This is a genomic window from Escherichia sp. E4736, assembly GCF_005781225.1.
GTDB lineage: Bacteria > Pseudomonadota > Gammaproteobacteria > Enterobacterales > Enterobacteriaceae > Escherichia.
Window position 1 is genome coordinate 62,630 of sequence record NZ_VATT01000007.1, and the last position, 19,297, is coordinate 81,926.

Genomic DNA, 19,297 nt, shown 5'->3' on the forward strand with positions numbered 1-19,297 from the left:
GTACAATAAACATCTTAGGAAACTGCTGGAGTATACCTTGTTTCGCAATTTATTGAACCCCGATCACACCATATGCCACCTTTATGGTCGATAGCGTTGCGCTGTGTATGTTATACAAATGTAGCAATAAAAGCGTTTGTACCTGAAAAGATGAAGATTCTGCGTAGCGAGATTTACGCAACAGGAATAGACTGAACACCAGACTCTATAAAAGATGCTAAAGGTTATTTATGACTCAACAGCCACAAGCCAAATACCGTCACGATTATCGTGCGCCGGATTACCAGATTACTGATATTGACTTGACCTTTGACCTGGACGCGCAAAAGACGGTAGTTACCGCAGTCAGCCAGGCTGTCCGTCATGGTGCATCAGATGCACCGCTTCGTCTTGATGGCGAAGATCTTAAACTGGTTTCTATTCATATTAATGATGAGCCGTGGAACGCCTGGAAAGAAGAAGAGGGCGCACTGGTCATCAGTAATTTGCCGGAGTGTTTTACGCTCAAGATTGTTAATGAAATTAGTCCGGCAGCGAATACCGCGTTGGAAGGGCTTTATCAATCAGGCGATGCGCTTTGCACTCAGTGTGAAGCCGAAGGTTTCCGCCATATTACGTATTATCTCGACCGCCCGGACGTGCTGGCGCGTTTTACCACCAAAATTATTGCTGATAAAACCAAATATCCATTCCTGCTTTCCAACGGTAACCGCGTTGCGCAAGGCGAACTGGAAAACGGACGTCACTGGGTACAGTGGCAGGACCCGTTCCCGAAACCGTGCTACCTGTTTGCGCTGGTGGCAGGCGACTTCGACGTGCTGCGCGACACCTTCACCACGCGTTCTGGCCGCGAAGTAGCGCTGGAGCTGTATGTCGATCGCGGCAACCTTGATCGCGCTCCGTGGGCGATGACGTCCCTGAAAAATTCCATGAAGTGGGATGAAGAACGCTTCGGCCTGGAGTATGACCTCGACATCTATATGATCGTTGCGGTGGATTTCTTCAATATGGGCGCGATGGAGAATAAAGGTCTGAATATCTTTAACTCCAAGTATGTACTGGCGCGCACCGACACCGCCACCGACAAAGATTACCTTGATATTGAACGCGTTATCGGTCATGAATATTTCCATAACTGGACCGGTAACCGTGTGACCTGCCGCGACTGGTTCCAGCTTAGTCTGAAAGAAGGCTTAACGGTGTTCCGCGATCAGGAATTCAGCTCTGACCTTGGTTCCCGCGCAGTTAACCGCATCAATAACGTGCGCACCATGCGCGGATTGCAGTTTGCGGAAGACGCCAGCCCGATGGCACACTCGATCCGCCCGGACATGGTCATTGAAATGAACAACTTCTACACCCTGACCGTTTACGAGAAGGGCGCGGAAGTGATCCGTATGATCCACACCCTGCTGGGCGAAGAAAACTTCCAGAAAGGGATGCAGCTCTATTTCGAGCGTCATGATGGCAGTGCAGCGACCTGCGACGATTTCGTTCAGGCGATGGAAGACGCGTCGAATGTCGATCTCTCCCATTTCCGCCGTTGGTACAGTCAGTCCGGCACGCCGGTTGTGACCGTCAAAGACGACTACAATCCGGAAACCGAGCAGTACACCCTGACCATCAGCCAGCGCACGCCTGCTACGCCGGATCAGGCAGAAAAACAGCCGCTGCATATTCCGTTTGCCATCGAACTGTATGACAACGAAGGCAAAGTGATCCCGTTGCAGAAAGGCGATCATCCGGTGAATTCAGTGCTGAACGTCACCCAGGCGGAACAGACCTTTGTCTTTGATAATGTCTACTTCCAGCCGGTGCCTGCGCTGCTGTGCGAATTCTCTGCGCCAGTGAAACTGGAATATAAGTGGAGCGATCAGCAACTGACCTTCCTGATGCGTCATGCGCGTAATGACTTCTCTCGCTGGGACGCGGCGCAAAGTTTGCTGGCAACCTACATCAAGCTGAACGTCGCCCGTCATCAGCAAGGTCAACCATTGTCTTTACCAGCACACGTTGCCGATGCTTTCCGCGCGGTACTGCTGGATGAGAAGATTGACCCGGCACTGGCGGCAGAAATTCTGACACTGCCTTCCGTCAATGAAATGGCGGAACTGTTCGATATCATTGATCCGATTGCTATTGCCGAAGTACGCGAAGCACTCACTCGTACTCTGGCGACTGAACTGGCGGATGAGCTGCTGGCAATCTATAACGCGAATTACCAGAGTGAGTATCGCGTTGAGCATGAAGATATTGCGAAACGGACGCTGCGTAACGCCTGCCTGCGCTTCCTCGCTTTTGGTGAAACGCATCTGGCTGATGTGTTGGTGAGCAAGCAGTTCCACGAAGCGAACAATATGACCGATGCGCTGGCGGCGCTCTCTGCGGCGGTTGCTGCGCAGTTGCCATGCCGTGACAAGTTGATGCAGGAATACGACGATAAGTGGCATCAGGACGGTCTGGTAATGGATAAATGGTTTATCCTGCAAGCCACCAGCCCGGCGGCGAATGTGCTGGAGACGGTGCGTGGTCTGTTGCAGCATCGCTCATTTACCATGAGCAACCCGAACCGTATTCGTTCGTTAATTGGTGCATTTGCGGGCAGCAACCCGGCAGCGTTCCATGCCGAAGATGGCAGCGGTTACCAGTTCCTGGTGGAAATGCTTACCGACCTTAACAGCCGTAACCCGCAGGTGGCTTCACGTCTGATTGAGCCGTTGATTCGCCTGAAACGTTACGATGCCAAACGTCAGGAGAAAATGCGCGCGGCGCTGGAACAGTTGAAAGGGCTGGAAAATCTCTCTGGCGATCTGTACGAGAAAATAACTAAAGCTCTGGCTTGATACAAACATGCCTGATGCGACGCTTGACGCGTCTTATCAGGCCTACAAACCCGTTGAAACTGCTGGTTTTGTAGGCAGGATAAGGCGTTCACGCCGCATCCGGCAACCGTGTCCAACTGCCTGATGCGACGCTTGACGCGTCTTATCAGGCCTACAAGCCCGTTGAAGCTGCTGGTTTTGTGCGCCGCATCCGGCATATTAACCATGACGCCGAATCGGTTGTTCAGAATGCCCACGATGCATCACCCGCTGCAACACTTCCGCTTCCAGCTCCGCTAATCGTACTGATCCTAACCGGCGCGGACGGGGGATATCCACCGTCAAATCCAGACCAATTTTTCCTTCTTCAATTAACAGCACCCGGTCAGCCATCGCTACCGCTTCGCTCACATCATGCGTCACCAGCAAAACAGTAAAGCCATGATCCTGCCAGAGTGACACAATCAAATCCTGCATCTCCAGTCGCGTTAAAGCGTCCAGCGCACCGAGTGGTTCATCAAGCAACAATAAACCCGGTCGATGGATCAACGCTCGCGCCAGCGCCACACGCTGTTTCTGCCCGCCAGAAAGTGCGGCCGGCCATTCCCCCGCGCGATTCTCCAGCCCTACCGCAGCCAACGCCCGACGAGCGGCATCGCGCCACTGGCCTTTAAGGCCTAACCCAACGTTATCAATCACCGATTTCCATGGCAGCAGACGCGCATCCTGAAACATCATTCGCGTATCATCCTGAATCTCAGCCAGCGGTGTTGTGCCTGCCAGCACATCGCCTGCGGTTGGCGTTTCCAGCCCGGCCAGCAGTCGCAGCAGGGTACTTTTGCCACCACCGCTGCGGCCCACTACCGCCACAAACTGGCCTGCCGGAATATGCAAATCCAGTTGGTTCAGGACGATATTTTCCGCGTAATGTTTGCTTACCGCATTGAGCAGTAGCGGCGTACCCTGGTTCAGACGAGCAGTATTCATACAGTGGCCTCCTTCAGATGATAAGCCGGGTTCCAGCGCAACCAGAGGCGCTCTAAAAGTTGCGCGCTGACGTCAGCAAGTTTGCCGAGCAGGGCGTAGAGAATAATGGCAACCACCACCACGTCCGTTTGCAAAAACTCCCGCGCATTCATCGCCAGATAACCAATGCCAGAATTAGCAGAAATGGTTTCAGCAACAATCAGCGTTAGCCACATCAGACCTAACGCGAAGCGCACGCCGACCATAATTGAGGGTAGGGCGCCAGGCAGGATCACATGGATAAACAGCGGTAATCCGGATAAGCCATAGCTACGCGCCATTTCCACCAGCCCGCGATCGATATTACGGATGCCGTGCCAGGTATTGATATAAATGGGGAAAAGCGTGCCGAGCGCCACCAGAAAGATTTTCGCGGATTCATCAATGCCAAACCACAAAATCACTAGCGGGATCAGTGCCAGATGCGGCACGTTGCGCAACATCTGAATTGAGGTATCCAGCAGCCGTTCTCCCCAGCGCGACAGTCCGCTAATCAGTCCCAGAATCAACCCCAGCGATCCGCCAACTGAAAAGCCAATCAACGCCCGCCAGGAGCTGATCGCCAGATGCTGCCACAATTCGCCGCTGGCGGAGAGCGTCCAGAACGCCGTCACCACTCCTTCCGGAGAGGGTAAAATACGCGTCGACAGCCAGCCAACTGAGGAGGCCAGTTGCCACACCGCCACGATGCCCACCGGTAAAAACCAGGGGGCAACGCGTAATAACCACTTCTTCACTGGCGTTGCCATCATCGTGTTCCTTAGCTTTGCGCGACTTTACGGGGGATAAAATCATTCGCCACCGCTTCGCCTTGCGGATTCAGCGGTTGTGGCTGGGGAATTTCCGGGATGGCGACATCCAGAAGCGGGAACAGCAACTCGCCGACCCGATACGCTTCTTCCAGATGTGGATAGCCAGAAAGCACAAAACTGTCGATGCCAAGCGCGGCGTATTCGTTGATTCGTGCAGCGACCGTAGGACCATCGCCCACCAGCGCCGTCCCGGCACCGCCGCGGACTAAGCCAACGCCCGCCCATAAATTGGGGCTGATCTCCAGATTGTCGCGCTTGCCGTTATGTAGCGCCGCCATTCGCTGTTGTCCTACGGAATCCGTCCGAGCGAATGCGGCCTGTGCTTTGGCGATAGTTTCATCATCAAGATGCGAGATTAACCGCTCGGCGGCCTGCCACGCTTCGTCGTTGGTTTCGCGGACAATCACATGCAGGCGAATACCGAAACGAATTTTTCGTCCATGCGCGGCAGCTTTCGCCCGCACTTGTTCGATTTTCTCTTTAACCAGTTCTGGTGGTTCGCCCCAGGTGAGGTAGAGATCAACTTGTTCTGCCGCCAGCTCCTGGGCGACGTCTGACGATCCGCCAAAGTAAAGCGGAGGATATGGCTGTTGAATCGGCGGGAAGAGCAGTTTGGCTCCCCGCACATGAATATGTTTACCGTTGAAATCGACGGTTTCGCCCAGCAATAAACGTCGCCAGACCTGGGTAAATTCCGCCGAGGCTTCGTAACGCTCGCTATGGTCGAGAAATACGCCGTCGCCTGCCAGCTCTTGTGGATCGCTGCCTGTGACCAGGTTAAACAACGCACGTCCATTAGAGAGGCGGTCAAGTGTGGCGGCCTGGCGGGCGGCAACGGTAGGTGAGGTTACGCTGGGGCGCAGGGCGACAAGAAACTTCAGCCGCTGCGTCACCGGGATCATCGACGCCGCAACCAGCCACGCATCTTCACACGATCGCCCCGTTGGAATTAGCACACCGGTATAGCCCAGACGATCCGCCGCTTGCGCAATTTGTTGCAGATAACCGTGAGCAACCGGGCGTGAACCTTCTTCCGTTCCCAGGTAATGTCCGTCACCGTGGGTCGGTAAAAACCAGAACATATTCAGACTCATAATTGTTTTCCTTCCAGTTGCGTGGGCTGCCAGATGCGCTGGCGAATATCGACTTTTTTCGGCACCAGACGGTTTTCATAAAACAGATCTGCTGTTTGCTGCTGCAAGGTAGCAACTTCAGCGTTCACCGGTTTGATGGTGGTAGGGGGATGATGATCCAGATACGAGGCAATCACTGGCGTAGGTAAGCCCATTGTTTTTGCCAACAGGGCGATACTCTGTTCGCGTTGGCTGCGGGTTAACGCATCGGCCTCGGTGAAGGTTTCCAGTACGCCCTGAATAAAGGCTCCGTTCTTCTCCGCATATGGACGAGCTGCCAGATAAAACGATCCGGTTTGATTGAGACTGGTGCCATCTTTCAACACCCGCACGCCGCCCTGTAATAACGCGGCGGAGTAGTAGGGATCCCAGATAGCCCAGGCGTCGACGTTACCTTGCTGGAACGCGGCGCGGGCATCAGCTGGCGTCAGGTAAGTGGGCTGGATATCGGTGAATTTAAGCCCGGCCTGTTGCAGGGCGCGCAGTAAAAGGTTGTGCGAACTGGAACCTTTCTGAAAGGCAACTTTGTGGCCTTTAAGATCGGCCACGGTTTTGAACGGGCTGTTTTCTGCAACCAGAATCACTTCGGCTTTTGGCTTTGGTGGCTCGACGCCCACGTACACCAAATCAGCCCCGGCGGCCTGAGCAAAGATTGGCGGAATATCCCCGGTACTGCCGAGATCAATACTGCCAACGTTTAACGCCTCCAGCATCTGCGGGCCAGCGGGGAACTCCACCCAGGAGATTTTTGTTTGCGGATAGCGTTTTTCCAGCATGTGGTAATTTTTCGCCAGTACCGAACTGATATTGCTTTTCTGATAGCCAATCCTTAACGCCTCTGGCGAAGACTCTGCGGCAACCGCAAGTGTGGAGACGCTAAGTAATCCAACCAGCGCCAGTTTAATGATCTTACGCATGGGCATTACCTCGCAGATCAGGAACCTGAACATCGCGGCGGTGCAGCGCCTGCCAGAAGGTGTCGAGCGCGGTATCAAGACGGGTTTGCAGATTTGTCGTGAACTGGGGTTTGTGATGGTAATCAATCACCTGAGAGTCATCGGCAAACACGCCGTGCAGGATCTCCTGGGCTTTCAGCGCACTTAAAACTGGTTTAAGTGCGTAATCAACCGCCAGCAGATGAGCCACCGTGCCGCCCGTCGCCAGTGGCAGTACCACTTTGCCTTGCAAAGCGCGTTCTGGCAGCAGGTCGAGCAGGGTTTTCAGCGCACCGGAATAGGCGGCTTTATACACAGGTGTGGCGACAATCAGCCCATCGGCCTGTTGCAGCTGTTCGGTGAGGGTCTTGAGTGCCGGACTATCGAAACGGGCATAGAGCAGATCTTCCGGGGCGAAGTTTTGCAGATTCCAGTGATAAACCTCAACATTCAGGCCATTCAGTTTTTCCCGCGCATATTCCAGTAAGGAACTGGAGCGAGAAGGAAAGCGAGGACTACCCGCCAGGGTGATGACACGCATACTCTCTCCTTATAACCAATTGTTCTTGTTTTGTTAACATTGATAACAATTCGGTCAGTCTGACAGAGGGCGTTCGTGAGTCGAAATGATTTATCTGAAGAAGGAAAGCCAAAAAAAGCATAAAAAAGGCGCAACAAGAAAACGTTTGCTATTTATTGCCGCAGGTCAATTCCCTTTTGCTGCGAACTCGCACATAATACGCCCCCGGTTTGCACACCGGGAATCCAGGAGAGTTCATGTACTACCCCTTCGTTCGTAAAGCCCTTTTCCAGCTCGATCCAGAGCGCGCACACGAGTTTACTTTTCAGCAATTACGCCGCATCACCGGAACACCGTTTGAAGCGCTTGTTCGGCAAAATGTTCCAGCGAAGCCGGTTAACTGTATGGGACTGACCTTTAAAAACCCGCTTGGTCTGGCAGCCGGTCTTGATAAAGACGGGGAGTGTATTGATGCCCTTGGTGCAATGGGATTTGGATCGATCGAGATCGGTACTGTCACCCCGCGTCCACAACCAGGAAACGACAAACCGCGTCTTTTTCGCCTGGTAGATGCTGAAGGTTTAATAAACCGTATGGGTTTTAATAACCTCGGCGTTGATAACCTCGTAGAGAACGTTAAAAAAGCCCATTACGACGGTGTTCTGGGAATCAATATCGGCAAAAATAAAGATACTCCGGTTGAGCAAGGCAAAGATGACTATCTGATTTGTATGGAAAAAATCTACGCCTTTGCAGGATATATTGCCATCAATATTTCATCACCAAATACCCCGGGATTACGCACTCTGCAATATGGCGAAGCGCTGGATGATTTATTAACGGCAATTAAAAATAAACAAAATGATCTGCAAGCGCACCACCACAAATATGTACCAATAGCAGTGAAGATCGCGCCGGATCTTTCTGAAGAAGAGTTGATCCAGGTCGCCGATAGTTTAGTTCGCCATAATATTGATGGCGTCATTGCAACTAATACGACCCTCGATCGTTCTTTAGTTCAGGGAATGAAAAATTGTGATCAAACCGGTGGCTTAAGTGGTCGTCCCTTACAATTAAAAAGTACGGAAATTATTCGTCGCTTGTCGCAGGAATTAAACGGCCGCTTACCGATTATTGGTGTTGGTGGTATTGACTCGGTAATCGCTGCTCGCGAGAAGATAGCTGCGGGGGCTTCTTTGGTGCAAATTTATTCCGGTTTTATTTTTAAAGGTCCGCCGCTGATTAAAGAAATCGTTAACCATATCTAATTATTTCTTTCATTTTCTCTTTATAAGATAATCAGGGCTTTATTTTCAGCCCTGGTTGTTTTATATTCATTGCTGTTACTTATTTAGACATTTTGTACTTTTCTTGTTGAGGTTATTAAGCGAAGCAACAATGGAATATGTTGCAGTGGATTTATAGGGTAGAGGAGAAGCATATGCGAATTAAACCAGACGATAATTGGCGTTGGTATTATGATGAAGAGCATGATCGAATGATGCTTGATTTAGCCAATGGCATGCTATTTCGCTCACGTTTTGCGCGCAAGATGTTGACACCAGACGCCTTTTCTCCTGCGGGATTCTGCGTTGATGACGCCGCGCTCTATTTCTCGTTTGAAGAAAAATGCCGCGACCTTAACTTATCAAAAGAACAAAAAGCTGAACTGGTGCTTAATGCGCTGGTGGCAGTTCGTTATCTCAAACCGCAAATGCCGAAAAGCTGGCATTTTGTTTCTCATGGTGAAATGTGGTCGCCAGTGCCGGGTGATGCAGCCTGTGTCTGGTTAAGCGATACCAATGAACAAGTCAGCCTTCTGGTTGTTGAATCTGGTGAAAATGCCGCGCTGTGCCTCCTTGCGCAGCCTTGTGTTGTCATCGCTGGTCGCGCCATGCAACTGGGTGACGCCATCAAAATTATGAATGACAGGCTGAAACCTCATATGAGTTATGACAGCTTCAGCCTTGAACAGGCCGTTTAACCTTTCAGTTTCAATGCAGTCTTCGGTACACAACTACAGCAAAGAATTGTCCCGTCGTCGCTCATAGCTGATTTTTTCAGCGGGGTGACTTCGCCTTCCAGAAGCTGAACTCGACAACTTCCACATATGCCCGCGCGACAAGAATAGGGGATCCGAATCCCTTGATTTTCTAATTGTTCTAACAATACCTGTTGATTATTACCGCGAAATGCCAGTCCTTGCCAGTCGATATCTACATTCGCATCCATTTGCTGCTTTGTCGGGAGAGTATCGTCTGCGGCTGCCGCGCCGTAGATTTTCGCCGGTGCAGTAGCAAGAATTTCCACTGCATCACCAACACGAACAACGCCACTATTGCGGGCAATTAAATTCTGACCAAAATCGACATCGCCATTATCCTGGGCAGTACGGAAGGATTGCAGCGTTTTTAACGGTTCGCCTGCCGGATGCTTTTGTCCTTTTTCCGGGCTGACAGTGGTGAAAATGCAGCGGCTGCAGGGCTTTACCACGTCAAACACCACATCGCCAATGCGAATCACTTTCCAGGTATCTTCTTCCCAGGCTGCCGCGCCGGAAACCACCAGATTGGGGCGAAATTGCTCCATTTTTACACTTGCCGGGCAGCGTTGCTGCACATCACGCAGTGAGGCTTCATTAGCGAGCAGATACGGATAGCCATCAGCAAACGACAAGGGTACAGTGTTATGGCGTTTTACGCGCCGTGTCATCTGCGGTCCTACCCAGCGCAATTGCACTTCACGGGAGAAAAAGCCGCTTAACCATTTGTTGATCTCATCTGGCGCAATGCGTGCAGTAAAATGGTTACCCCACACTTCGGTTGGCGCGTCCTGCATAGCGAAATCAGCAAAACGGATGTATGCGCTGCTGCCATCTGGCGCGGTGAGATGTAAGCCGTCATGCACGGGCGAAGGGGTAAACCGCACCATCTGCGGAAACTGGCGGGCAGTAATAAACCTACCGTCAGGTTCTGTGACCATAAAGGTGCGATCGAAGGCCAGACCGCTGACATCAGCCAGAGCATGTGTCAGACCGATGCCGCGCATCGATTTAACAGGATGAATAAAAAGCCGGGTTAATGTCGTCACGGTGCGGTCCTCATATGAAAATAAGCCCTCAACTTTATGACATGACGCGCTTATTAGCTATAATGCGCAACAATTTTCTTAGTGCCTATCCCGTTAGGCTATTTTATTTGTCAGTTTAGCCCTGGGCAGTACTCGAAATCCTCACGTACTGGTGTACGTTCCGGTTTCTCCATGCTGTCCATGTCCAAACTGACTGCAACAATTACGCCTACTGCGGTAGGCCTTAGAGTAAAAGTGACGATATGAATTCTCTGTTTGCCAGTACGGCCCGTGGGCTGGAAGAGCTGTTAAAAACTGAACTCGAAAACCTGGGGGCCGTTGAATGCCAGGTGGTTCAGGGTGGGGTCCATTTCAAGGGCGACACGCGGCTTGTTTACCAGAGCCTGATGTGGAGTCGCCTGGCCTCACGTATTATGTTGCCGCTGGGCGAGTGCAAGGTTTACAGCGACTTAGACCTTTATCTCGGCGTTCAGGCGATCAACTGGACAGAGATGTTTAATCCTGGCGCGACCTTTGCTGTCCACTTCAGCGGTCTGAATGACACTATCCGCAACAGCCAGTACGGCGCGATGAAAGTCAAAGATGCGATCGTTGATGCTTTCACCCGTAAGAATTTGCCGCGTCCGAATGTCGATCGCGATGCGCCGGATATCCGCGTGAACGTGTGGCTAAATAAAGAAACCGCCAGCATCGCTCTCGATTTAAGTGGTGATGGTTTGCATCTGCGCGGCTATCGCGATCGTGCTGGTATTGCGCCGATCAAAGAAACTCTGGCGGCGGCAATTGTGATGCGTTCCGGTTGGCAGCCAGGAATACCGCTGCTCGATCCAATGTGTGGTTCTGGTACGTTGCTGATTGAAGCGGCGATGCTGGCGACCGACCGCGCACCGGGCTTGCACCGCGGGCGTTGGGGCTTTAGCGGCTGGGCGCAACATGATGAAGCTATCTGGCAAGAAGTAAAAGCGGAAGCGCAAACCCGCGCCCGTAAAGGTCTGGCTGAGTACAACTCTCATTTCTACGGTTCCGACAGCGATGCGCGGGTGATTCAACGTGCGCGCACCAACGCCCGTCTTGCGGGGATTGGCGAACTGATCACTTTTGAAGTGAAAGATGTCGCGCAATTGACCAATCCGCTGCCAAAAGGACCGTACGGTACAGTGTTGAGCAACCCGCCTTACGGCGAACGTCTGGACAGCGAACCGGCGCTGATTGCGCTGCATAGCCTGCTGGGCCGAATCATGAAAAACCAGTTCGGCGGCTGGAATCTCTCTTTATTCAGTGCCTCGCCGGATCTGTTAAGTTGCCTGCAGCTGCGTGCAGACAAACAGTACAAAGCGAAAAACGGTCCATTAGACTGCGTGCAGAAAAATTACCACGTTGCCGAAAGCACTCCAGACAGCAAACCGGCAATGGTGGCAGAAGACTACGCCAACCGTCTGCGTAAGAACCTCAAAAAATTCGAGAAGTGGGCGCGTCAGGAAGGCATTGAATGCTACCGCCTGTACGACGCCGATCTACCGGAATACAACGTTGCCGTTGACCGTTATGCCGACTGGGTGGTGGTGCAGGAGTATGCGCCGCCGAAAACCATTGATGCGCACAAAGCGCGCCAACGTCTGTTCGATATTATCGCGGCGACCATTTCGGTACTCGGGATTGCGCCAAACAAACTGGTGCTGAAAACCCGTGAACGCCAGAAGGGCAAAAATCAGTACCAGAAACTGGGCGAGAAGGGCGAGTTTCTTGAAGTCACCGAATATAACGCTCATCTGTGGGTGAACCTGACGGATTATCTTGATACTGGTTTGTTCCTCGATCACCGTATCGCCCGTCGTATGCTCGGTCAGATGAGTAAAGGCAAAGATTTCCTCAACCTGTTCTCCTATACCGGTAGCGCCACTGTGCACGCGGGATTAGGCGGCGCGCGCAGCACCACTACGGTGGATATGTCGCGTACCTATCTGGAGTGGGCAGAACGTAACCTGCGCCTTAACGGCTTAACCGGTCGTGCGCATCGCCTGATTCAGGCCGACTGCCTGGCGTGGTTACGTGAGGCTAATGAACAGTTCGATCTGATCTTTATCGATCCACCAACGTTCTCTAACTCAAAACGAATGGAAGATGCGTTTGATGTTCAGCGCGATCATCTGGCGCTGATGAAAGATTTGAAACGTCTGCTGCGTGCAGGTGGGACGATCATGTTCTCGAACAACAAACGTGGTTTCCGTATGGATCTTGACGGACTGGCAAAACTGGGACTGAAAGCACAAGAAATTACGCAAAAAACGCTCTCCCAGGATTTCGCCCGTAACCGCCAGATCCACAACTGCTGGCTGATTACCGCAGCCTGAAAGGAATAGTAATGTCATTAATCAGTATGCATGGCGCATGGCTGTCGTTCAGCGACGCGCCGCTTCTCGATAACGCAGAACTGCATATCGAAGATAACGAACGTGTTTGTCTGGTGGGCCGTAACGGCGCAGGCAAATCGACGTTAATGAAAATCCTTAACCGTGAACAGGGGCTGGATGACGGTCGCATTATTTACGAGCAAGATTTGATCGTTGCGCGTTTGCAGCAGGATCCACCGCGTAACGTTGAGGGTAGCGTTTATGATTTCGTTGCCGAAGGCATTGAAGAACAAGCGGAATACCTGAAACGCTATCACGATATTTCGCGCCTGGTGATGAACGACCCGAGCGAGAAGAATCTTAACGAACTGGCGAAGGTTCAGGAACAGTTGGATCACCACAACCTGTGGCAACTGGAAAACCGCATCAACGAAGTGCTGGCACAGCTGGGATTAGATCCTAACGTTGCGCTGTCGTCGCTTTCCGGCGGCTGGTTGCGTAAAGCGGCATTAGGACGCGCGTTGGTGAGCAATCCGCGCGTGCTGCTGCTCGACGAACCGACAAACCACCTGGATATTGAAACCATCGACTGGCTGGAAGGTTTCCTGAAAACGTTCAGCGGTACGATTATTTTCATCTCCCACGACCGTTCATTTATTCGCAATATGGCGACGCGTATTGTCGATCTCGATCGCGGCAAATTGGTCACCTATCCGGGTAATTACGACCAGTATTTGTTGGAAAAAGAAGAAGCCCTGCGCGTGGAAGAACTACAAAATGCCGAGTTCGATCGCAAACTGGCACAGGAAGAAGTGTGGATCCGCCAGGGGATCAAAGCACGCCGTACCCGTAATGAAGGCCGCGTGCGTGCGCTGAAAGCAATGCGTCGCGAGCGTGGCGAACGTCGCGAAGTGATGGGTACTGCAAAGATGCAGGTAGAAGAGGCCAGTCGCTCCGGTAAGATCGTTTTCGAAATGGAAGACGTTTGCTACCAGGTTGACGGCAAGCAACTGGTGAAAGATTTTTCTGCCCAGGTTCTACGTGGCGACAAAATTGCCCTGATTGGTCCGAATGGGTGCGGCAAAACCACGCTGCTGAAACTGATGCTTGGTCAACTTCAGCCGGACAGCGGACGCATTCATGTCGGCACTAAACTGGAAGTCGCCTATTTTGACCAGCACCGCGCGGAACTCGATCCCGACAAAACGGTGATGGATAACCTTGCTGAAGGTAAGCAAGAGGTGATGGTTAACGGTAAACCGCGCCATGTACTGGGCTATTTACAGGACTTCCTGTTCCATCCGAAACGGGCGATGACGCCGGTGCGCGCGCTTTCTGGCGGGGAACGTAACCGTCTGCTTTTGGCGCGTCTGTTCCTGAAACCCAGTAACTTACTGATCCTCGACGAACCGACCAACGATCTCGATGTTGAAACGCTGGAACTGCTTGAAGAGCTGATCGACAGCTACCAGGGTACAGTATTGCTGGTTAGTCACGATCGTCAGTTTGTTGATAACACCGTAACAGAGTGCTGGATCTTCGAAGGTGGCGGCAAAATTGGCCGTTATGTCGGCGGTTATCACGACGCGCGCGGACAGCAAGAACAGTATGTGGCGTTAAAACAGCCTGCGGTGAAAAAAAACGAAGAAGTAGCTGCGCCGAAAGCAGAAACTGTAAAACGCAGCAGTAGCAAACTAAGCTATAAATTGCAGCGCGAATTAGAACAGTTACCGCAACTGCTTGAAGATTTAGAAGCAAAACTGGAAGCCTTACAGGCGCAGGTGGCAGATGCCTCTTTCTTCAGCCAGCCACATGAGCATACGCAAAAAGTGCTCGCTGATCTGACTGCCGCTGAACAGGAACTGGAGCAGGCATTTGAACGTTGGGAGTATCTTGAAGCGTTAAAAAATGGTGGCTGATCGCTAATCAGTTAAGTGAAAAGAGAGACTGCTGATAACGGCCAAATTGCCTGATGCGCTACGCTTATCTGCCCTGGGTGGAAACGTCAATTTATTGCGTTTCCACGAGCTCCCTGAGCGGATAATGCGGTAGTTCAGCATCCGGCATTAAAAGCGAGTGCTATGTCAGCATTCTGTAGAATAGCGCATCATTAAGGAGTACCAATGTGCGAACATCATCATGCCGCGAAGCACATCCTGTGCTCGCAGTGTGACATGCTGGTGGTTTTACCCCACCTTGAGCATGGTCAGAAGGCGGCATGTCCTCGGTGTGGCACAACGTTAACCGTTGCGTGGGATGCCCCTCGACAGCGTCCTACCGCTTATGCGTTGGCTGCACTGTTCATGCTGCTGCTGTCCAACCTGTTCCCTTTTGTCAATATGAACGTTGCGGGGGTAACCAGTGAGATTACGTTGCTGGAAATCCCGGGCGTACTGTTTTCCGAGGACTATGCCAGCCTCGGTACTTTTTTCCTGTTGTTTGTGCAACTGGTCCCCGCGTTTTGCCTGATCACTATTTTGCTGTTGGTTAATCGCGCGGAAATACCAGTTCGTTTAAAAGAACAACTGGGGCGGGTACTTTTTCAGCTCAAAACCTGGGGAATGGCGGAGATTTTCCTTGCCGGTGTGTTGGTCAGTTTTGTCAAACTGATGGCTTACGGCAGCATTGGCGTGGGCAGTAGTTTCATTCCCTGGTGTTTATTTTGTGTGCTGCAATTACGCGCCTTTCAGTGCGTTGATCGCCGCTGGTTATGGGATGATATTGCCCCGATGCCAGAGCTTCACCAGACGCTGAAACCGGGCATAACGGGAATACGCCAGGGGCTGCGCTCTTGCTCATGCTGTACGGCAATTCTTCCTGCCGATGATCCAGTGTGTCCGCGCTGTGGCACCAAAGGATATGTTCGACGCAAAAACAGCCTGCAATGGACGTTGGCACTGCTTTTTACGTCGGTCATGTTATATCTCCCGGCGAACATCTTACCCATTATGGTGACCGATTTTTTAGGCTCTAAGATGCCGTCGACCATTCTCGCCGGGGTCATCTTATTATGGAGCGAAGGCTCTTATCCGGTTGCCGCCGTCATCTTTTTAGCCAGTATCATGGTGCCAACTTTAAAGATGATCGCTATAGCCTGGCTGTGCTGGGATGCGAAAGGGCACGGCAAGCGTGATAGTGAAAGAATGCATTTGATTTACGAAGTTGTTGAGTTTGTAGGCCGCTGGTCAATGATTGACGTTTTCGTGATAGCGGTGCTCTCGGCGCTGGTGCGTATGGGAGGCTTAATGAGTATTTATCCTGCAATGGGTGCATTAATGTTTGCTTTAGTCGTCATTATGACAATGTTTTCTGCGATGACGTTTGATCCACGTTTGTCGTGGGATCGTCAACCTGAACCAGAGCATGAGGAGTCCTGACAGTATGGAATCTAATAGTGGGGAAGCCAAAATCCAGAAAGTGAAGAACTGGTCCCCTGTGTGGATATTTCCCATCGTTACGGCACTGATCGGGGCTTGGGTACTTTTTTATCATTACAGTCATCAAGGGCCGGAAGTTACCCTGATCACTGCTAATGCGGAAGGAATAGAAGGCGGCAAGACTACCATTAAAAGTCGTAGCGTGGACGTCGGTGTGGTCGAAAGTGCCACGCTGGCTGATGATTTAACGCATGTTGAAATCAAAGCGCGTCTCAACGCCGGTATGGAAAAACTGCTGCACAAAGATACGGTCTTTTGGGTAGTGAAACCACAAATTGGTCGTGAAGGCATTAGTGGCCTTGGTACGTTGCTTTCCGGGGTGTATATCGAGTTGCAACCGGGGGCTGCAGGCAGCAAGCAAACAAAATATGATTTGCTTGATTCTCCACCGTTGGCCCCACCAGATGCCAAAGGGATCCGTGTCATTCTTGACAGCAACAAAGCTGGGCAGCTCACGGCGGGAGATCCCGTGCTGTTTCGTGGTTATCGCGTAGGGTCGGTTGAAACCAGCACCTTCGATACTCAGAAGCGTAATATCAGCTATCAACTGTTCATCAATGCGCCTTATGACCGCCTGGTAACGAGCAACGTTCGCTTCTGGAAAGATAGCGGCATAGCGGTGGATCTAACCTCGGCGGGGATGCGCGTAGAGATGGGGTCATTGACGACGTTGCTAAGTGGTGGTGTCAGCTTTGACGTGCCTGAAGGACTGGACTTGGGACAGCCGGTTGCGCCAAAAACGTCATTCGTTTTGTATGATGATCAGAAGAGTATCCAGGATTCACTGTACACAGATCACATTGATTATCTGATGTTCTTTAAAGATTCGGTACGCGGTCTGCAACCTGGCGCGCCAGTGGAATTCCGCGGTATTCGTCTCGGTACGGTAAGCAAAGTGCCATTCTTTGCGCCGAATATGCGTCAGGTCTTTAACGATGATTATCGCATTCCAGTCATGGTGCGTATTGAACCAGAACGACTGAAAATGCAGCTAGGTGAAAATGCTGATGTGGTAGAACACCTGGCCGAATTGCTGAAGCGCGGTTTACGCGGTTCACTGAAAACCGGGAATCTGGTCACGGGAGCGCTGTACGTCGATCTGGACTTCTATCCAAATGCTCCGGCAATTACCGGTGTGCGTGAGTTTAATGGCTATCAAATAATCCCGACCGTTAGCGGTGGTCTGGCGCAAATCCAGCAACGTCTGATGGAAGCGTTGGATAAGATTAACAAACTGCCGTTGAACCCGATGATTGAACAGGCGACCAGTACGCTGTCGGAAAGTCAGCGCACGATGAAAAACCTGCAGACTACGCTGGATAGTATGAACAAGATCCTTGCCAGTCAGTCGATGCAACAGTTGCCGACGGATATGCAGTCGACACTGCGCGAATTGAATCGTAGCATGCAGGGCTTCCAGCCGGGTTCCGCAGCTTATAACAAGATGGTGGCGGATATGCAGCGTCTTGATCAGGTATTGCGTGAACTGCAACCGGTTCTGAAAACGCTCAACGAGAAGAGCAACGCGCTGGTATTTGAAGCGAAGGATAAAAAAGATCCAGAGCCGAAGAGGGCGAAACAATGAAAAAGTGGCTAGTGACGATAGCGGCACTGTGGCTGGCCGGATGCAGCTCCGGTGAAATTAACAAAAACTATTACCAATTGCCTGTGGTGCAGAGCGGTACGCAAAGTACCGCCAGCCAGGGTAACCGCCTGCTATGGGTAGAGCAGGTCGTTGTTCCTGATTATCTGGCGGGGAATGGTGTGGTTTATCAAACCAGTGATGTGAAGTATGTGATTGCCAATAACAACCTGTGGGCCAGCCCGCTGGATCAACAGTTGCGCAATACTTTGGTCGCTAACCTGAGTGCGCAACTGCCCGGTTGGGTCGTAGCCTCCCAGCCTTTGGGAAGTACCCAGGACACGCTTAATGTGACAGTGACGGAGTTTAATGGCCGTTACGATGGTAAGGTGATTGTGAGTGGCGAGTGGCTACTAAACCATCAGGGACAACTGATAAAACGTCCGTTCCGTGTGGAAGGTGTGCAGAATCAGGATGGCTACGATGAAATGGTCAAAGTGCTGGCCAGTGTCTGGAGTCAGGAAGCCGCGACTATTGCGCAAGAGATAAAGCGTCTACCTTAATTATAAAGATTTGTAAATAAAACCGTCTCCGGCATGTAGCCTGAGGCGGTTTTTTTGTTTATAAGCCATGGGAAAACTTGTTCCGCTTCACATTTTTTGTACAACCGACATGCCCGTGTAGCTCACAAATATGGCAGTGGCGTGAATTTTGCGCATTGACGGCAGTTATGATTCGCGGTATTGCTTAACTGTGATTGCACATTTAGTAATCACTGTTTTCTTTTCCACCAGAAACCAGTATGAGGGAAACGAGGCATGAAGAGACAAAAACGAGATCGCCTGGAACGGGCACATCAACGTGGTTATCAGGCCGGCATCGCCGGACGCTCAAAAGAAATGTGTCCCTATCAGACGCTGAATCAAAGGTCACAATGGCTGGGAGGCTGGCGAGAAGCCATGGCGGACAGGGTAGTAATGGCCTGATTCTGTCTCTTTAAAAAGAAACCTCCGCATTGCGGAGGTTTCGCCTTTTTATACTCTGTCTGATTAAAATCAGAATGCAGACGTATCCTGGAACAGACCTACTTTCAGGTCGTTGGCGGTATAGATCAAACGACCATCAACCAGCACTTCGCCATCCGCCAGGCCCATAATGAGACGACGGTTAACAATGCGTTTAAAGTGAATACGATAGGTCACTTTTTTCGCCGTCGGCAGCACCTGGCCTGTGAATTTCACTTCGCCAACGCCCAGGGCGCGGCCTTTACCTTCGCCGCCCAGCCAGCCGAGGTAGAATCCTACCAGCTGCCACATCGCGTCCAGGCCAAGGCAGCCCGGCATTACCGGATCGCCGATGAAGTGGCAACCGAAGAACCACAGGTCCGGATTAATATCCAGCTCTGCTTCTACATACCCTTTGTCGAAGTTACCACCCGTTTCGGTCATTTTGACCACACGGTCCATCATCAGCATGTTCGGTGCTGGCAATTGTGGGCCTTTAGCACCAAACAGTTCACCGCGACCAGAGGCAAGAAGGTCTTCTTTTGTATAGGATTCGCGTTTATCTACCATGTTCTCTGTAAGCCT

Annotated in this window: 16 protein-coding genes; 9 read left to right on the plus strand and 7 right to left on the minus strand. The window is 51.6% G+C overall.

Features of this window, described 5'->3' with window-relative positions; all coding sequences use genetic code 11:
* Positions 1-230 precede the first annotated feature (230 nt).
* On the plus strand, positions 231-2,843 hold the full coding sequence (gene pepN / locus FEK46_RS04885) for an aminopeptidase N (RefSeq protein WP_135559683.1): 2,613 nt from the start codon (positions 231-233) through the stop codon (positions 2,841-2,843).
* 198 nt (positions 2,844-3,041) lie between these two features.
* On the opposite strand, the gene ssuB is transcribed toward pepN, so the two are convergent.
* From ssuB to ssuE, 5 genes are read right to left on the minus strand one after another with little or no spacing between them, the layout of a single operon-like run.
* Positions 3,042-3,809 carry an aliphatic sulfonates ABC transporter ATP-binding protein gene (ssuB, locus tag FEK46_RS04890; RefSeq protein WP_130205361.1) on the minus strand — a complete coding sequence of 256 codons (768 nt, stop codon included), beginning with the start codon at positions 3,807-3,809 and terminating at the stop codon, positions 3,042-3,044.
* Positions 3,806-4,597, minus strand: a complete 792-nt coding sequence (ssuC, locus tag FEK46_RS04895) for an aliphatic sulfonate ABC transporter permease SsuC (protein WP_130205723.1) — start codon at positions 4,595-4,597, stop codon at positions 3,806-3,808. The genes ssuB and ssuC overlap by 4 nt, the downstream gene beginning before the upstream one ends.
* An 11-nt stretch (positions 4,598-4,608) precedes the next feature.
* Positions 4,609-5,754, minus strand: coding sequence for an FMNH2-dependent alkanesulfonate monooxygenase (ssuD, locus tag FEK46_RS04900; protein WP_135559682.1), 1,146 nt, complete (start codon positions 5,752-5,754; stop codon positions 4,609-4,611).
* On the minus strand, positions 5,751-6,710 hold the full coding sequence (locus FEK46_RS04905) for a sulfonate ABC transporter substrate-binding protein (protein ID WP_135559681.1): 960 nt from the start codon (positions 6,708-6,710) through the stop codon (positions 5,751-5,753). The genes ssuD and FEK46_RS04905 overlap by 4 nt, the downstream gene beginning before the upstream one ends.
* Positions 6,703-7,269 carry an NADPH-dependent FMN reductase gene (ssuE, locus tag FEK46_RS04910; RefSeq protein ID WP_135559680.1) on the minus strand — a complete coding sequence of 189 codons (567 nt, stop codon included), beginning with the start codon at positions 7,267-7,269 and terminating at the stop codon, positions 6,703-6,705. The genes FEK46_RS04905 and ssuE overlap by 8 nt, the downstream gene beginning before the upstream one ends.
* 236 nt (positions 7,270-7,505) lie before the next feature.
* On the opposite strand from ssuE, the gene pyrD reads away from it, so the two are divergent.
* Both pyrD and zapC read left to right on the plus strand, forming a co-directional pair.
* Positions 7,506-8,516 carry a quinone-dependent dihydroorotate dehydrogenase gene (gene pyrD / locus FEK46_RS04920; protein ID WP_135559693.1) on the plus strand — a complete coding sequence of 337 codons (1,011 nt, stop codon included), beginning with the start codon at positions 7,506-7,508 and terminating at the stop codon, positions 8,514-8,516.
* 173 nt (positions 8,517-8,689) lie between these two features.
* The gene (gene zapC, locus FEK46_RS04925; RefSeq protein ID WP_064528385.1) at positions 8,690-9,232 is read left to right on the plus strand and encodes a cell division protein ZapC; all 543 of its coding nucleotides are present in this window, start codon (positions 8,690-8,692) and stop codon (positions 9,230-9,232) included.
* On the opposite strand, the gene ycbX is transcribed toward zapC, so the two are convergent.
* Positions 9,229-10,338, minus strand: coding sequence for a 6-N-hydroxylaminopurine resistance protein YcbX (gene ycbX / locus FEK46_RS04930; protein WP_130260788.1), 1,110 nt, complete (start codon positions 10,336-10,338; stop codon positions 9,229-9,231). The genes zapC and ycbX overlap by 4 nt on opposite strands.
* Positions 10,339-10,580: 242 nt before the next feature.
* Here ycbX and rlmKL point away from each other — a divergent pair, with 242 nt between their 5' ends.
* The 6 genes from rlmKL (at position 10,581) to rmf (ending at position 18,694) form a co-directional block, all read left to right on the plus strand.
* Positions 10,581-12,689 (plus strand): bifunctional 23S rRNA (guanine(2069)-N(7))-methyltransferase RlmK/23S rRNA (guanine(2445)-N(2))-methyltransferase RlmL, encoded by a 2,109-nt coding sequence (gene rlmKL, locus FEK46_RS04935; RefSeq protein WP_135559679.1) that lies wholly within the window; start codon positions 10,581-10,583, stop codon positions 12,687-12,689.
* 11 nt (positions 12,690-12,700) lie between these two features.
* Positions 12,701-14,608: an ABC transporter ATP-binding protein gene (locus FEK46_RS04940; RefSeq protein ID WP_130260789.1), complete on the plus strand. Its 1,908-nt coding sequence runs from the start codon at positions 12,701-12,703 to the stop codon at positions 14,606-14,608.
* A 204-nt stretch (positions 14,609-14,812) separates the two neighbouring features.
* A complete protein-coding gene (gene pqiA, locus FEK46_RS04945) occupies positions 14,813-16,066 on the plus strand; it encodes a membrane integrity-associated transporter subunit PqiA (RefSeq protein WP_130260790.1) in 1,254 nt (417 codons plus the stop codon).
* 4 nt (positions 16,067-16,070) lie between these two features.
* On the plus strand, positions 16,071-17,711 hold the full coding sequence (gene pqiB / locus FEK46_RS04950) for an intermembrane transport protein PqiB (protein ID WP_130205377.1): 1,641 nt from the start codon (positions 16,071-16,073) through the stop codon (positions 17,709-17,711).
* Positions 17,708-18,271 carry a membrane integrity-associated transporter subunit PqiC gene (pqiC, locus tag FEK46_RS04955; protein WP_130222099.1) on the plus strand — a complete coding sequence of 188 codons (564 nt, stop codon included), beginning with the start codon at positions 17,708-17,710 and terminating at the stop codon, positions 18,269-18,271. Before pqiB ends, pqiC begins: the two co-directional genes overlap by 4 nt.
* Positions 18,272-18,526: 255 nt before the next feature.
* Positions 18,527-18,694, plus strand: coding sequence for a ribosome modulation factor (gene rmf / locus FEK46_RS04960; protein ID WP_000828648.1), 168 nt, complete (start codon positions 18,527-18,529; stop codon positions 18,692-18,694).
* Between the two features lie 69 nt (positions 18,695-18,763).
* On the opposite strand, the gene fabA is transcribed toward rmf, so the two are convergent.
* Entirely contained in the window at positions 18,764-19,282 is a 519-nt protein-coding gene (gene fabA / locus FEK46_RS04965) for a bifunctional 3-hydroxydecanoyl-ACP dehydratase/trans-2-decenoyl-ACP isomerase (protein WP_000227926.1), read from the minus strand.
* Positions 19,283-19,297 lie beyond the last annotated feature (15 nt).